Here is a 13,853-nt window from a genome sequence, read left to right as displayed (position 1 = left end):
CGCTTACCGTTCCGGGAGCCGACATAATGAAAAAAAAGACGCTGTTTACCCTGTTGCTGATGATGGTGGCGATCGCATTGGCGGTCCTGTTCCGCGCGCACAATCAGGATCTGTTACTGCAGGGTGAAGTGGACGCTCCCGAAGTGATCGTCGCTTCCAAGGCGAAAGGCCGGGTGGTTGAACGCCTGATCGAACGCGGCGACGACGTGAAAAGCGGCCAGCTGATTATCCAGCTCGACAGCCCCGAACTGATGGCGCAACTGCGTTCCGCGCAGGCCACGCGCGACGAGGCCAAGGCGCAGCTCGATCAGTCGCTGCACGGCACCCGTGAAGAGAGCATCCGCAACCTGCGCGCCAATCTGGCGCAGGCCGAAGCGCAGTACCGCAATGCGCAAAACGACTACAACCGCAACCTGAGTGTGGCCGGCAAGGGCTATATTTCGAAGTCCGAGCTGGATGCCTCGCGCCGGGCGCGCGACACCGCCTTCCAGCAGGTGCAGGCGGCCAAGGCCAACCTGGACGAAGGCATCAACGGCGACCGCGTCGAGCTGCGGCAACAATACGCGGCGGCGCTGCGGGCGGCGGAAGAGAACCTGCTGCAGATCCAGGCGCAGAGCGACGATCTGCAGGTGAAAGCGCCGGTGGACGGCGAAGTGGGGCCGATCCCGGCCGAAGTGGGCGAGCTGCTGAACGCCGGTAGCCCGCTGGTGACGCTGATCCGGGTGCCGGACGCCTACTTCGTGTTTAACCTGCGCGAAGACATCCTGGCCCACGTGCGCAAAGGCGACAAGGTCAAGCTGCGGGTGCCGGCGCTGAAGGACAAAATGATCGACACCGAGGTGCGCTACATCGCGCCGCTGGGGGATTACGCCACCAAACGCGCCACCCGCGCCACCGGCGACTTCGACCTGAAAACCTTCGAAGTGCGCCTGTATCCGTCACAGCCGGTGGACGGCCTGCGTCCGGGGATGAGCACCTTATGGCAATGGAAAGAGTAAGGGCCGGCTGGCGCTGCTTCAGTCACGCGTTCGACAAAGAGTGTCGCGTTGCCTTTCGCAGCCCGGTGGTGCACTGGCTGAGCTGGATCTTTCCGCTGATCCTGTTTGGGCTGATCAGCAGCAACTTCTCCGAAGGCACGCTGCTCGATCTGCCGGTCTCGGTGGTGGACAGCGATCACAGCCCGCTGTCCAAGTCGCTGACCCGGCGGCTGGACGCCGGGTCGCACGCCCACGTCGAGGCCTACGGCGGCGGGCTGCCGGAGTCGCTGAGTCGCCTGCGCAGCGCGCAGGATTACGCGTTGCTGTACATTCCGCCGGACTTCGAGGCCAACGCGCTGTCGGGCAAACAGCCTAGCGTGGTGATGTACTACAACGCGCTGTTCTACGGCGCCGGGCTGTACTCCACCCAGGACTTTGGCGGCCTGATGAACGAAATCAACGCCAGCACCCGCAGCATCATCGCCACCGAGATGGGCAAAACGCTGCCGCCCTTGGCGGACGTGACGCTCTCCTACGGTAGCCTGTTCAACGCCAGCGGCAGCTATATCTATTACCAGCAGTTCGCCGCCACCATCCATCTGCTGCAGCTGTTCGCGGTGACCTGCATGATCTACGTGCTGGCGCGCAGCAAGTCGCTGCTGCAGGCCAAGCCGTTCAGCCTGGCGCTGCTCGGCAAGCTGGCGCCGTACACGCTGTGTTTCACCACCCTGCTGATGGTGGAGATCGCGGCGCTGGTGGGCATCTTTGACGCCCGTGTCAGCGGTAACCCGCTGTTTATGCTGATGATCGGCCTGTTTTACGTGATGGCAGCGCAGAGCATCGGCCTGCTGCTGTACACCTTTACCGGCAGCACCATCACCGCCTACAGCCTGATCGGTATTTTGGTCAGTATCGCGATGACCTTCTCCGGCATGGCGGTGCCTGAGCTGTCGATGCCGCTGCCGGCGCGCATCATTTCCAACATCGAGCCGCTGACCCACGCGCTGTACGCGATGTTCGACGTGTTTCTGCGGCAGGTGCACGCCAGCGCCATTTTCAGCGTGTGTGCGCTGCTGGCGGTCTACCCGCTGGTGGCCGCGCTGCTGGTGCGCAATCGCCTGCCGGCGCGGCTGGCAAAAGAGGGGAACGCCGGATGAAGCTCTATTGGCAAACCTTCGTTAAGGTGCTGCTCGGCATGCTGGAGCGGCCGGTGTGGCTGATGCTGATCCTGTCGCTGTGCATCATGAGCATGGTGTACGCCAACCGCACGGTGTGGGATCTGCCGGTGGGAGTGGTCGATCAGGACCACAGCACCGCCAGCCGGCAGCTGATCCGCCAACTGGACGCCACCTCCAAGATAGCGATTGAAACCTACGACAGCCTGGAACAAGCGCAGCGCGATCTCAGCTGGCGCAAGCTGTTTGCGGTGATCATCATGCCGGTGGATCTGGAGAAGAAGATCCTCAGCGGGCAGAACATCGTGGTGCCGGTGTACGGCGACGCCACCAACCGCCTGGCCAACGGCCAGATCCAACAGGACGTGGTGGCGGCCTACCAGCAGCTGCTGACGGAGTACAACAACGGGCTGCTGCTGCGCAGCGGCTTCAGCGAACGACAGGCGCAGATACTGCTGACGCCGATACTGGGGCAAACGCTGGACGTGTTTAACCCCGGCATCAGCTTCGCGGCGATCATCTTCCCCGGCCTGCTGGTGATGCTGTTGCAGCACTCGCTGCTGATCGCCTGTATCCGCGTCAACATCGCCATGAAGAGCATGCCCGGCGGCAAGGCGCCGCTGGCGGCGCACCTCGGCGGGCTGACGGCGCTGCTGCCGATCTGGCTGTTCCTGTCGATCGTGCTGTTCGTGCTGTGGCCGTGGGTATTGGGCTATCGGCAGACGGCGAACATCGCCGAACTGCTGCTGCTGACCTTCCCGTTCCTGCTGGCGGTGCTGGGGCTGGGCAAGCTGGTGACCGAGTGCCTGCGCAGCGTCGAGATGATCTACCTGACGCTGGCGTTCATCACCACGCCGATCTTCTACCTGTCCGGCACCATCTGGCCGCTGCAGTCGATGCCGGCCTGGGTGCGCGCCATCTCCTACAGCATTCCCTCCACCTGGGGCACCAAGGCGATCGCCGGTGTCAACCAGATGGGGCTGTCGCTGAACGAAGTGTGGGGCGACGTGATGATGATGCTGGTGCTCGGCGTGGTCTACACCCTGCTGGGCTTCGGCGTCGGCTTCTTGCGCAACAGCGTGGCGCTGCGCGGGATGTTCAGGAAACGGCGAGTGTAGGGAACCAATAAAGGCGCCATATTCGGCGCCTTTATTATTTCGTATTATCGATATGTTTAAGGTTGTTTATTTAGCGGGATGTCTATTGTTATTTTGATTTAATTTCTTATATTGACTTTGGTAATTGTCATTGTCGACCGGTTTAGGGAATTAATGGTTGGCGTTAGTTTTATCTATAACGTGTTATTTAAAGGATAATATAAATATGTCAACAATAAGAGAGCTTACTTCTGATGAGATGAAACTGATTGGCGGTTGTGGTGATGGAAATAACGGCGGCGATCGTGACAGGCCAAGCAGAGGTGCACCAAACTCCTGTGCCAATCAGGTTGGAATGGGTATTATCATTGGCGCATTTACCGGTTTTTCAGGTGGCCCGCCAGGGATGATAGGTATGGCGGTTGCCGGTGGCTTGATGGGGGCGGTCTCTTGCGCCGATAACAGCCCCGCAGGGAATAATAAGAATAACGGTGGTGCCTTGGGTGGCAATAAAAACGCCAATAGCGTTAATGGGCAGTGTCGATGGTGATGAGAACATCGCTTTTACCGTTTCAACAATAGAGGGTGGGTTATGGCCAATAGACGTATTTTAGACCCGCTTTGTAATATGATGGCGCTAACGTTGAGCATGTTACTTGTCTCGCTCTCCTCGCTAAGTATTATTTCATACGGAGAACATTTGGTAGATGCGGTCATCGCGGTTTTTACTTATTTTGGTATCAGAAGCTGCTGCTTGATGTGTGTAAGTTTATTCCATTGGTTCCACGGCGGAAATAACCGTATTCATCTTGATAAATAAACAATGCCGGCGGCAGTGCGCCGCCGGCGCTTACCTCGCTAAGACACCAACTCCAACCCCGCCACGCGGCGCCAGTAGCCGTTGCAGTCGGCGTGATCGGTCAAGGCCAGCGGCTTTTCGCCGCGTTCGTTGGCGCGGAAGGCCTCGATTTGCGCCAGCGTCTCGGCGCCCTGCGGCGACAGCCGCACGATGTCCACCAGCCCCTGCATGCTCGGCAGCTCGTTGCCGAGGTTGTAGCAGTAGCCGCTCATGGTCTGGATGCCGTTGAGCACGAACACCTGTTGTTGCTCCTGCGAGCGCATCATGCGGCCCTGCGGATACTTGATGCAGCAGGTTTCGCACTCGTCCTTGCCGCGGTTCTCCGAGCGGGCGGTGAAGCAGCGCGCCGAATAGGCCAGCGGCAGGTGGCCGTAGCTCAGCACCTCCACCTCGAAATCGTGGCGGAAACCCAGCTCGTCGCACTGCGCCAGCAGGTTGGCCAGCCAGTCGCGCGACAGCTCGACCGGCATGCACCAGCGCATCATGCCCTGGCGGCGCAGCAGGCGCAGGGTATAGGCGTTGTAGCAGTTCAGCGCGTGGCCGGCGACGAACGGCAAGCCGCGCTCCGCCGCCATGTTCACCGCGCCCAGATCGTTGGCTTCAAACAGGAACTCGCCGTTCTCCACATAGCGTTTCAGCTCATTCAGCTCGGACGGCGCCTGCAACAGCGCCAGCGTAGAGATCACCACCTGCTTGCCGCTGCGGGCGATTTCGCGCGCCAGCGCCAGCCAATCGCCGACCTTCATCTCGCGCCGCTTGGTGCAGACGCTCTCGCCGAGGTAAATGATGTCGGCGCTGCTCTCTGCCGCCTGCTGATAGAACGCCGCGATGTCGTTTTTCGGCCAGTAGTAGAGCACCGGCCCCAGTGCGTATTTCATGTTTCCTCCGGCTACTGCCATTTGCGGTGATAGGCGCCCAGCGTGGTCTGGGTGCCCTCGGACATCGCGCCCAGCGTCTCCATCCAGGCGGCGTCGGCGCGGTAGGCGGCCGGATCGGCCTGGCAGCGGTCGATCGCCTGGCGCCAGACGCGCGCCACCTGGCTGACGTAAGCCGGGCTGCGCTGGCGGCCTTCGATCTTCACCGAGGCGATGTTGGCGGCCAGCAGCTCCGGCAGCAGCTCCAGCGTATTGAGGCTGGTGGGCTCTTCCAGCGCGTGGTAGCGCACGTCGTCCACCAGATAGCGGCCCTTGCACAGCGTCGGGTAGCCGGCGTTTTCATGGTCCTGGTAGCGGTCGATCAGCACGTCGTTCAGGCGCGACTCCATACCCTGCGGGGTTTGCTGCCAGCGCACGAAACGGGCCGGCGAACAGGCGCCGACGGTGTTCGGCGACTCGCCGGTCAGGTAGGAGGAGAGATAGCAGCGCCCCTCGGCCATGATGCACAGGCTGCCGAAGGCGAACACTTCCAGCGGCACCGGGCTGGTGCGCGCCAGCTGTTTCACCTGATGCATCGACAGCACGCGCGGCAGCACCACCCGGCCCACCTCGAAGTTGCGCTGGTAGAAACGGATCGCCTCCTCGTTGGTGGCGGAGGCCTGCACCGAAACGTGGCGCTCCAGCTGCGGGTAGCGCTGGGCGGCGTATTCCAGCATCGCCAGATCCGCCAGAATCAGCGCGTCGGCGCCCAGCTGGGCCGCCATATCCACCGCGCGCTGCCAGCGGGCGTAGCCGTCGGGATGGGCGAAGGTGTTGATGGCGATATGCAGCTTGCGGCCGTGGCGATGCACGTAATCGACCGCTTCCTGCAGCTTTTTCTCGGTGAAGTTGAGGCCGGCGAAGTGGCGCGCGTTGGTATCGTCTTTCAGGCCGATGTAAACGGCGTCGGCGCCGTTATCCACCGCGGCCTTCAGGGCCGGCAGGTTGCCGGCGGGACAAAGCAGCTCCATAGATTTATCCTGGCTTAGCCGTGCACCCGGCCGGGCGCACGCTGTCTTTAAAGGTTGCCGACGGCGGTGTTCCGCCGGCAAACGCGAATCGGGGAGGCCATTTTAGGCAAAGGGGCGTACACAGGTTTTGATTTGGGGCAGCTTATGGCGTATTGATAAACATGGCGGTGAAATGCACTATTTGTTGATATAGACCGCTGAAGCCGCGCGCCAGTGTGGCAAAATAGCGGTAGTCCGTATTGAAAGGAGTGGATGACCGTGTTGGAACAACTACGAGCACGCCTTGTGCGCCAGGGGCCGTCGCTGCTGCGCATCCCGCTGAAATTCACGCCGTTCGCCCTGCAGCGCCAGCTGCTGCAACAGGTGCTGAGCTGGCAGTTCCGCCAGGCGTTGGCGGATGGCGATCTGGAATTTCTCGAATCGCGCTGGCTGAAGATCGAAGTTCGCGATCTGGCGCTACAATGGTTTATGACGGTAGAAAACGACAAACTGGTGGTCAGCCAGCACGCCGAAGCGGACGTCAGTTTCAGCGGCGACGCCAACGATCTGATCCTGATCGCGGCGCGCAAGCAAGATCCGGATACGCTGTTCTTTCAGCGTCGGCTGCAGATTGAAGGGGATACCGAATTGGGCCTGTATGTGAAAAATTTGATGGACGCCATCGAGCTGGAAAGCATGCCTGCGCCGCTGCGCATGGGGCTGTTGCAGTTGGCTGATTTTGTCGAAGCAGGGTTGCAGGAGGGCACGGCGTCGGCTTCCCGTGTGGCGGTATCATGCTGATCCGCGTAGAGATCCCGGTAGACGCGGCGGGCATAGACGCCTTGCTGCGCCGCGCCTTTGGCCGCGACGACGAAGCCGATCTGGTGCAGCAGCTGCGCGAAGACGGCCTGCTGACGCTGGGCGTGGTCGCCACTGACGACGAAGGCGGGGTGGTGGGTTACGCCGCGTTCAGCCCGGTGGACGTGGCCGGCGAAGATCGCCAATGGGTGGCGCTGGCGCCGCTGGCGGTAGATGAAAGCCTGCGCCGCCAGGGGCTGGCTGAAAAGCTGGTGTACGAAGGTTTGGATTCGTTGAACGAATTCAGCTACGCCGCGGTGGTGGTGCTGGGCGATCCGGCCTACTACGGCCGCTTCGGTTTTAAACCGGCCGCCGCCTATGGCCTGAACTGCCGCTGGCCGGACACGGAAAGTGCGTTCCAGGTGTATCCGCTGGCGGAAGACGCCCTGAATGGCGTCAGCGGCGAAGTGGCTTTTTCGGCGCCGTTTAATCGCTTTTAACGACCGGCAATAGATACTCCAACGACAGCGGCGGGTGATTCACCAGCCGCTCTTTTTGTATTTTGCTCAGCTGTTTGACGCGGTATTCCAGCTTCAGCGCCGTTGAGCGATCCCCCACCTGGCAGTGAAATGCCAGCGTCAGCTCCCCTTTTCCGCGCAGCGCCTTGGCGCCTTTGCCGGCTTGATGCTGCGCCAGGCGGCGCGCCACGTCGGTGGTGATGCCGGTATACAGCATGCCGCTCGGTAAACGCAGCATGTAGAGGTGCCAGGGAGTGGGGGAGGTGTCGGTCATCGTACGCCGCTTTGGTGGCCAGGGTCGGCGTATGATGGCATGTTCGCCATCACAATCCCATCCCCGGCCGCCGGTGCCCTACCGCTTTACCCCTTTTTTCCCGCCAGCTCGAAGCGCGGCGAGACGATGCCGTACAGCGTCCAGCCGAGGAAGGTGGCGATGGCGCCCCACATCATCGCTTCCTCACCGGAGCTGTAGAGCGCGTAGAAGCTGTACAGCGCGCCGATGCCGGCGATGATATTGGCGATGCGCGCCTTGTTGTCCGGCACCTTCGCCACTTTCTGAATAATGACCAGCGCCGCCATCGACAGGATGTAAGGGATGATGTTGGTCACCACCGCCAGGTTCACCAGCACGTTGAACTGCTTGTTCAGCGACGGGCTGATGGTCATCAGCGACAGGCCGCTCTGGATGACGACGATGGTCAGCATGCCTTTAACCGGCGCGTCGGCCTTGCTCAGCTTGGAGAAGATTTTCGGGAAGAAGCCGCTGTCGGCGGAGGATTTGAACACCTGAGCGATGGTGAACTGCCAGCCGAGCAGCGAGCCGACGCAGGACATCACCATCAACGCCATGATGATCTTGCCGACCGTCGGGTTGAACATGTGGGAGAACGCCAGCCCGAACGGGGCGGTAGAGTTGGCCAGATCCATGTTCGGCACGATGCCGGCGATCACGTTGGTTGAAACGATATAGATCACCGCCGCGCTGAGCGTGCCGCCCAGTACGGCGATCGGCACGTTGCGCTCCGGGTTTTCCACCACGTCGGTGTTGGCGCAGGCGGATTCCAGCCCCAGGAACGCCCACAGGGTCATTGAGATGGAGGCGCCGATGGCTTCGAAGGTTGGCACCTGATGCGGGTTCCAGGCGGCGACGTAGGCGCTGCCGCTGAACCAGTACCAGCCGATGACCGAGATGCCCACCACCGGAATGATCACGCCCCAGACGGTGATGCCGCTGATTTTGCCGGTGATGCGCGCGCCGCCGAAGTTGGCGACGGTCGCCAGCCACAGCACGCCGATGGTGGCGATACAGATCCCGAGCGGGCTGAGGGTGGTGTCGAACAGCTCGGTGCCGTAGCCGACGGCGGAAATGGCGATGGCGATGTTGGCGATCAGCAGCGAAACGCCGTAGGTGTAGTTCGCCATAAAGTTGCCCGATTTGCCGAAGGCGTATTCGGCGTAACCACCCATGCCGCCGGATTTACGGCTGAACATGCCGCATTTGGCGAAGGCGTAGGCCAGCGCCATCGAGCCGACGGCGGTCACCAGCCAGGAAACGATCGAAATCGTGCCCACTTCGGCTAGCTTGGTCGGCAGCATAATTATGCCGGAACCCATCATGTTCACGGCGGTCAGGATCGTTAATTGCACGACACCCATTTTATTATTGGACTTACTCATGATCATTTTCTCTTTTAGGATGCGAACCGGGCGGCGAGAATCATCGCCGCCCCGTAAGGTGATTAATTTTTCATGACGTAGCCGTAAGCGCGGTTCCAGCCGTCCTCATCCTGTTGGATATAAACGCCCTGCAATTCCGGCGCGAATCCCGGCAATAAATTGATGCCTTCTTCCAGTGCCAGGAAATAACGCTGCGCGGCGCCGCCCCAAATTTCACCGGGCACCACGCACAGCACGCCCGGCGGGTAAGGCAGGGCGCCTTCGGCGGCGATGCGGCCCTCGGCTTTAGCCAGCGAGACCAATTCCACATTGCCGCGCACGAACTCGGTATTGGCGTCCTGCGGATTCATCACCACGCGCGGGAAATAACTTTTGCGGAACATCTCTTTTTGCAGTTCTTTAACGTCGTAGCTGACGTAAAGGTCGTGCATTTCCTGGCACAGCTGGCGGATGGTGTAGTTTTTGTAGCGCTGCTGGTGGTTTTTATAGACCGCAGGCAGCACCTCGCTGAGCAGGGAGTTTTGCTCGATGTGCTGCTCGAAGCGGGCGATCAGGGCCACCAGATGCTGCATCTTGGCGATGTCTTCCGCCGGCGTCAGCAGGAACAGGATCGAGTTGAGATCGCATTTTTCCGGCACGATGCCGTTTTCACGCAGGTAGTTGGCCAGAATGGTCGCCGGGATGCCGAATTCGCTGTAGCTGCCGGTGGCGGTATCGATGCCCGGCGTGGTGAGCAGCAGTTTGCACGGATCGACGAAGTACTGCGATTCGGCATAGCCTTCAAAGGCGTGCCATTTCTCGCCGGGCACGAAGTTGAAGAAGCGCAGATCGTTGGCCATCGCCGCGGTGTCATAGGCCTGCCACGGCTTGCCGTCGATCTGATCCGGCACGAACGGTTTGATCATCGTACAGGTGTCCAGCAGCATTTTGCGCGCTTCGATCCCCACGCGCACGCACTCCTGCCACAGGCGCTGGCCGCTTTTGCCCTCGTGCATCTTGGCGTTGACGTCCAGCGCGGCGAACAGCGGATAGAACGGGCTGGTGGAGGCGTGCAGCATGAAGGCGTTGTTGAAGCGCTTGTGGTTGCAGTAGCGGCTCTGGCCCTTGATGTGCTTGTCTTTTTTGTGGATCTGCGAGGTTTGTGAGAAGCCGGCCTGCTGTTTGTGCACCGACTGGGTGACGATGATGCCGGGATCGTTTTCGTTCAGCTCCAGCAGCAGCGGCGAGCAGTCTTTCATCATCGGAATGAACTGCTCATAGCCCACCCAGGCGGAGTCGAACAGGATGTAGTCGCACAGGTGGCCAATCTTGTCGACCACCTGGCGGGCGTTGTAGATGGTGCCGTCGTAGGTGCCGAGCTGGATGATCGCCAGGCGGAACGGGCGGGCTTCATTGGCGCGTTCCGGCGCCACTTCGCGGATCTGTTGGCGCAGGTAGCGTTCGTCGAAGCAGTGCGCGTCGATGCCGCCGATAAAGCCGAACGGGTTGCGGGCGGTTTCCAGATAAACCGGCGTGGCGCCGGCCTGGATCAACGCGCCGTGGTGGTTGGATTTATGGTTGTTGCGGTCGAACAGCACCAGATCGCCGCGCGTCAGCAGGGCGTTGGTCGCCACCTTGTTCGAGGCCGAGGTGCCGTTGAGCACGAAGTAGGTCTTGTCGGCATTGAACACCTTGGCGGCGTGCTGCTGCGCGGCGCAAGGCGCGCCTTCGTGGATCAACAGGTCGCCCAGTTTGACGTCGGCGTTGCACATATCGGAGCGGAAAAGCGTTTCGCCGTAGAAGTCGAAGAACTGGCGGCCCGCCGGATGTTTACGGAAGAACTCGCCGCCCTGGTGGCCTGGGCAGGCGAAGGTGGCGTTGCCCATTTCCACGTACTGCGTCAGCGTATTGAAGAACGGCGGCAGCAGCTCGCTCTCATATTTGGCGGCGGCGGCCTCCAGCTGTTTGCCGTAGAACTGGGTATTCTTGCCACACAGTTCAAACACGCCGTGCAGCGCCGGCAATACGGCGTTATCCAGCTCTTCTTCGCAGCAGACGGCGACGAACAGCGGAATGTTCAGGCCGTGCTCTTCAATGCGCGCCACCATGCCGTGCGTGACGTCGTCTACCGACAGCACGATGGCGGCGACGTCATTGAAATCGCTGTGATGCACATCGACGATGTCGCGTTCAGTTTCAAAGCAGCCGAGGGTTTGGGTGTTGGCGGCAATTTTTAATTTTTTCATTTTTCTCATTCTTCAGGCAAAGGCAGTCCGTCGGCAAATAATTCCATTTGCCGCTAACGCCTTCACGAAAATAAAGGTGTGCGAGAACCCAGCGATGCCGAAAGGCATTAACTGTGTTCGTTGTTTTATTTAGCTTGGATGCGCTTGGCCGAAATTAAGAATGAATTGCGTGTCCTTCCCGGTTAGCGAGAAAGCGATATTATCACCGGCGTGCGGAGAATAAATAAAAACGCAATGACACTCTTATCAACAGCGTAAGAGCGAAGGGAGAGGGTTATCTGTAGTTGAAGAATGCGAAGCTAAAGCAGCTGCGATGAGCCATCATCATAATATGGGTTGTGCGCCTGATATGCGCCATTTTTCGGTTATTGTTTTCCATTTTCTAATCCACCTTGCTGAGTGAAAAGATGGCGCTATTTTAACGCAAGGGGGGCTAAAAATCGTGATGAAAGTCACATAAATGCCGGTGTTTATAAATAACTATTCACCTGTTATGCAGTAGGTTGCATAAACAGCGTTCAGGCGGGCTAACAGGCATGTAAACGAATTGCTAATCGGTACCGGGGCGGTGCGCTAATTTTGCATGCCGTCAGGATAGGAAAAATAAAATCGCGCGATTAACCGGTTGCATAACGATCAAATAAATCCGTCTTGTATTTTTTATGTTATAAATCCGCTTCGGGCTTAAATTAATAAAAATGCATTTATTGTGTTTTTATATTCACTTTGGGATTTTGATGATTATCGTTATTTGTGACTCGCCTCAACAACGCAGGGTAAGATGAAGTGAGTGAACAGGGAGGCGAGCAACCTTGAATACCCCAGAACAACGGCAGCAGATTGCGGATTTCATCGGCAAACAACACGTCTTGACGCTGTGCGCCGGCGACGGTCTCGACATGTGGTGCGCCAACTGTTTTTACGTGTTCGACGCCGCGACGATGGCGCTGTGGCTGATGACCGAACCGCACACCCGCCACGGCGGGCTGATGCTGAACAACGGCCGGGTGGTCGGCACCATCGCGCCGAAGCCGAAAAGCATCGCGCTGATCCGCGGCGTGCAGTACCGCGCCGAGGCGGTGCTGCTGAGCGGCGAAGAGGCCGACGCGGCGCGCGCGCGTTACTGCAAGCGCTTCCCGATCGCCAGGGCGATGAAGGCCTCGGTTTGGCGGCTGGATCTGCACGAGGTGAAGATGACCGACAACACCCTCGGCTTCGGCAAGAAGCTGCACTGGGCGCGGTCTATACTTTAAGTCGACGTATTGATTACAACGGGAGATTGCATGGCGCGAGCACTGTTAGTCGGCGCAACCGGGCTGGTGGGGCGCGAGTTGCTGCAGCTGTTGCAAAGCGATCCGCAGATAACGGCCATCGTGGCGCCGACGCGCACGCCGCTGCCGCCGCACGGCAAGCTGACCAACCCGGTCGGCGATGCGCTGTTCGAACTGCTGAGTAGCCTGCAGCAGCCGGTCGATCTGGTGTTCTGCTGCCTGGGCACCACCCGCCGGGCGGCGGGTAGCGCCGATGCCTTCCGCTACGTCGATTACCAGTTGGTGGTGGAGAGCGCGCTGACCGGCCGCCGGTTGGGGGCGCAGCACTGTCTGGTGGTGAGCGCGTTGGGCGCCAACGCGGATTCCACCTTCCTGTATAACCGCACCAAAGGCGAGATGGAGCAGGCGCTGCGCGAACAGCACTGGCCGCGCCTGACGCTGGTGCGGCCTTCCATGCTGGTGGGGGAGCGCCCCGCGCCGCGCCTGATGGAGCGCCTCACGCTACCGCTGTTCAGGCTGCTGCCCGGCAAATGGCGCGCCGTCTCCGCCAAAGACGTGGCGCAAACGCTGCTGCAGCAGGCGTTCACGCCGGGCGAAGGGGTCAGGGTGCTGGAGTCGGATCGGCTGCACTGCTACCGAGGCTGACGCTGAGGTGGTCGAACGCCAGCTCCAGCCCGGCGGGCAGTTCGTTGTCCAGCAGCCACAGATCGAGATGATGGCTGATGTGCGTCAGCAGCGTGCGTTTGGGCTGCAGCAACCGCTGCGTCTCCTGCGCGCGGGTCAGGTCGTTGTGGTTGCGCGGCGCCTGCGGCTGCGGCGGCAGGCTGCAATCGAGCACCAGCAGATCCAGCGCCACGTTCTGCAGATAGTCGGCGGTGGCCGGCGGCAGGCCGACGGTGTCGGTCAGGTAGGCCAGCGCAGCGCCCGCCGCCTGGATCAGATAGCCGTGGGTCAGTTTGGAGTGTTGCAGCGGCAGCGGGGTGATGCGCATGCCGCCCAGTTCGACGGTGGCGAAGGGCGCCAGCGGCGGCTGAAACGCCAGAATGCCCGGGTGTTTGAACAGATCGTCGCAACCCTGTTCATCCGGCGGGCCATACACCGGAATGGAATTTCCGCACCCCCAACGCAAAGGAAATAACCCCTGAACGTGATCCATGTGGTAATGTGTCAGTAAAAAACGTTGAATTTGCCCCGCCGAAAATCGCCGCTCCAAAGCCGGCAATCCCGCATCCAATAAGGTCGTTTCCCCCTGATAGTTAAGCATGGCGCTGCATGCTCGCCGCCGAAATGCCGGCTCGCGCCGCGCCCGTTGGCAGATCAGGCAGTCGCAGCCGAACACCGGCACCTGCTGCGCGCCGCCGGTGCCGAGAAAGGTCAGTTGCATCGCTCCCC

Annotated in this window: 15 protein-coding genes; 8 read left to right on the top strand and 7 right to left on the bottom strand. The window is 60.4% G+C overall.

Features of this window, described 5'->3' with window-relative positions; all coding sequences use genetic code 11:
- The first annotated feature begins 26 nt into the window (after positions 1-26).
- The 4 genes from ABTW55_RS10920 to ABTW55_RS10905 all read left to right on the top strand — a co-directional run bounded on the left by ABTW55_RS10920 (position 27) and on the right by ABTW55_RS10905 (position 3,799).
- Positions 27-998, top strand: a complete 972-nt coding sequence (locus ABTW55_RS10920) for an HlyD family secretion protein (protein ID WP_033636831.1) — start codon at positions 27-29, stop codon at positions 996-998.
- A complete protein-coding gene (locus ABTW55_RS10915) occupies positions 980-2,134 on the top strand; it encodes an ABC transporter permease (RefSeq protein ID WP_060422719.1) in 1,155 nt (384 codons plus the stop codon). The genes ABTW55_RS10920 and ABTW55_RS10915 overlap by 19 nt, the downstream gene beginning before the upstream one ends.
- A complete protein-coding gene (locus ABTW55_RS10910; RefSeq protein ID WP_049213112.1) occupies positions 2,131-3,270 on the top strand; it encodes an ABC transporter permease in 1,140 nt (379 codons plus the stop codon). Before ABTW55_RS10915 ends, ABTW55_RS10910 begins: the two co-directional genes overlap by 4 nt.
- Before the next feature lie 157 nt (positions 3,271-3,427).
- Positions 3,428-3,799: a hypothetical protein gene (locus ABTW55_RS10905; protein ID WP_126171282.1), complete on the top strand. Its 372-nt coding sequence runs from the start codon at positions 3,428-3,430 to the stop codon at positions 3,797-3,799.
- Between the two features lie 308 nt (positions 3,800-4,107).
- Here the strand turns inward: ABTW55_RS10905 and ABTW55_RS10900 are convergent, their stop codons facing one another.
- Entirely contained in the window at positions 4,108-4,986 is an 879-nt protein-coding gene (locus tag ABTW55_RS10900) for a U32 family peptidase (RefSeq protein ID WP_060422717.1), read from the bottom strand.
- Positions 4,987-4,997: 11 nt separating this feature from the next.
- On the bottom strand, positions 4,998-5,993 hold the full coding sequence (locus tag ABTW55_RS10895; RefSeq protein ID WP_015376422.1) for a peptidase U32 family protein: 996 nt from the start codon (positions 5,991-5,993) through the stop codon (positions 4,998-5,000).
- Positions 5,994-6,245: 252 nt separating this feature from the next.
- Here ABTW55_RS10895 and ABTW55_RS10890 point away from each other — a divergent pair, with 252 nt between their 5' ends.
- Together ABTW55_RS10890 and ABTW55_RS10885 are read left to right on the top strand one after the other, a co-directional pair.
- A complete protein-coding gene (locus tag ABTW55_RS10890) occupies positions 6,246-6,773 on the top strand; it encodes an SCP2 domain-containing protein (protein WP_170311425.1) in 528 nt (175 codons plus the stop codon).
- Positions 6,767-7,270 carry a GNAT family N-acetyltransferase gene (locus tag ABTW55_RS10885; protein ID WP_033648656.1) on the top strand — a complete coding sequence of 168 codons (504 nt, stop codon included), beginning with the start codon at positions 6,767-6,769 and terminating at the stop codon, positions 7,268-7,270. Before ABTW55_RS10890 ends, ABTW55_RS10885 begins: the two co-directional genes overlap by 7 nt.
- On the opposite strand, the gene ABTW55_RS10880 is transcribed toward ABTW55_RS10885, so the two are convergent.
- From ABTW55_RS10880 to speFL, 4 genes are all read right to left on the bottom strand, one after another.
- Positions 7,257-7,562, bottom strand: a complete 306-nt coding sequence (locus ABTW55_RS10880; protein WP_139291246.1) for a GIY-YIG nuclease family protein — start codon at positions 7,560-7,562, stop codon at positions 7,257-7,259. The genes ABTW55_RS10885 and ABTW55_RS10880 overlap by 14 nt on opposite strands.
- 86 nt (positions 7,563-7,648) lie before the next feature.
- Positions 7,649-8,965 carry a putrescine-ornithine antiporter gene (gene potE, locus ABTW55_RS10875; RefSeq protein ID WP_033648789.1) on the bottom strand — a complete coding sequence of 439 codons (1,317 nt, stop codon included), beginning with the start codon at positions 8,963-8,965 and terminating at the stop codon, positions 7,649-7,651.
- A gap of 62 nt (positions 8,966-9,027) precedes the next feature.
- Complete coding sequence (gene speF / locus ABTW55_RS10870; RefSeq protein WP_033648654.1) at positions 9,028-11,190, bottom strand: ornithine decarboxylase SpeF; 2,163 nt, start codon at positions 11,188-11,190, stop codon at positions 9,028-9,030.
- Positions 11,191-11,464: 274 nt separating this feature from the next.
- Complete coding sequence (speFL, locus tag ABTW55_RS10865; RefSeq protein WP_004933443.1) at positions 11,465-11,569, bottom strand: leader peptide SpeFL; 105 nt, start codon at positions 11,567-11,569, stop codon at positions 11,465-11,467.
- Between the two features lie 433 nt (positions 11,570-12,002).
- On the opposite strand from speFL, the gene ABTW55_RS10860 reads away from it, so the two are divergent.
- Positions 12,003-12,443, top strand: a complete 441-nt coding sequence (locus ABTW55_RS10860; RefSeq protein ID WP_060422715.1) for a YhbP family protein — start codon at positions 12,003-12,005, stop codon at positions 12,441-12,443.
- Positions 12,444-12,473: 30 nt separating this feature from the next.
- On the top strand, positions 12,474-13,106 hold the full coding sequence (locus tag ABTW55_RS10855) for an NAD(P)H-binding protein (RefSeq protein WP_060422712.1): 633 nt from the start codon (positions 12,474-12,476) through the stop codon (positions 13,104-13,106).
- On the opposite strand, the gene phnP is transcribed toward ABTW55_RS10855, so the two are convergent.
- Positions 13,063-13,845 (bottom strand): phosphonate metabolism protein PhnP, encoded by a 783-nt coding sequence (phnP, locus tag ABTW55_RS10850; RefSeq protein WP_033641671.1) that lies wholly within the window; start codon positions 13,843-13,845, stop codon positions 13,063-13,065. The two genes, ABTW55_RS10855 and phnP, sit on opposite strands and share 44 nt — an antisense overlap.
- Between the last annotated feature and the right edge of the window lie 8 nt (positions 13,846-13,853).

The organism is Serratia sp. SM04 (assembly GCF_040280225.1).
GTDB lineage: Bacteria > Pseudomonadota > Gammaproteobacteria > Enterobacterales > Enterobacteriaceae > Serratia > Serratia sarumanii.
The sequence above is the reverse complement of the archived record's forward strand: the minus strand, read 5'-3'. Positions and strand labels throughout refer to the sequence as shown.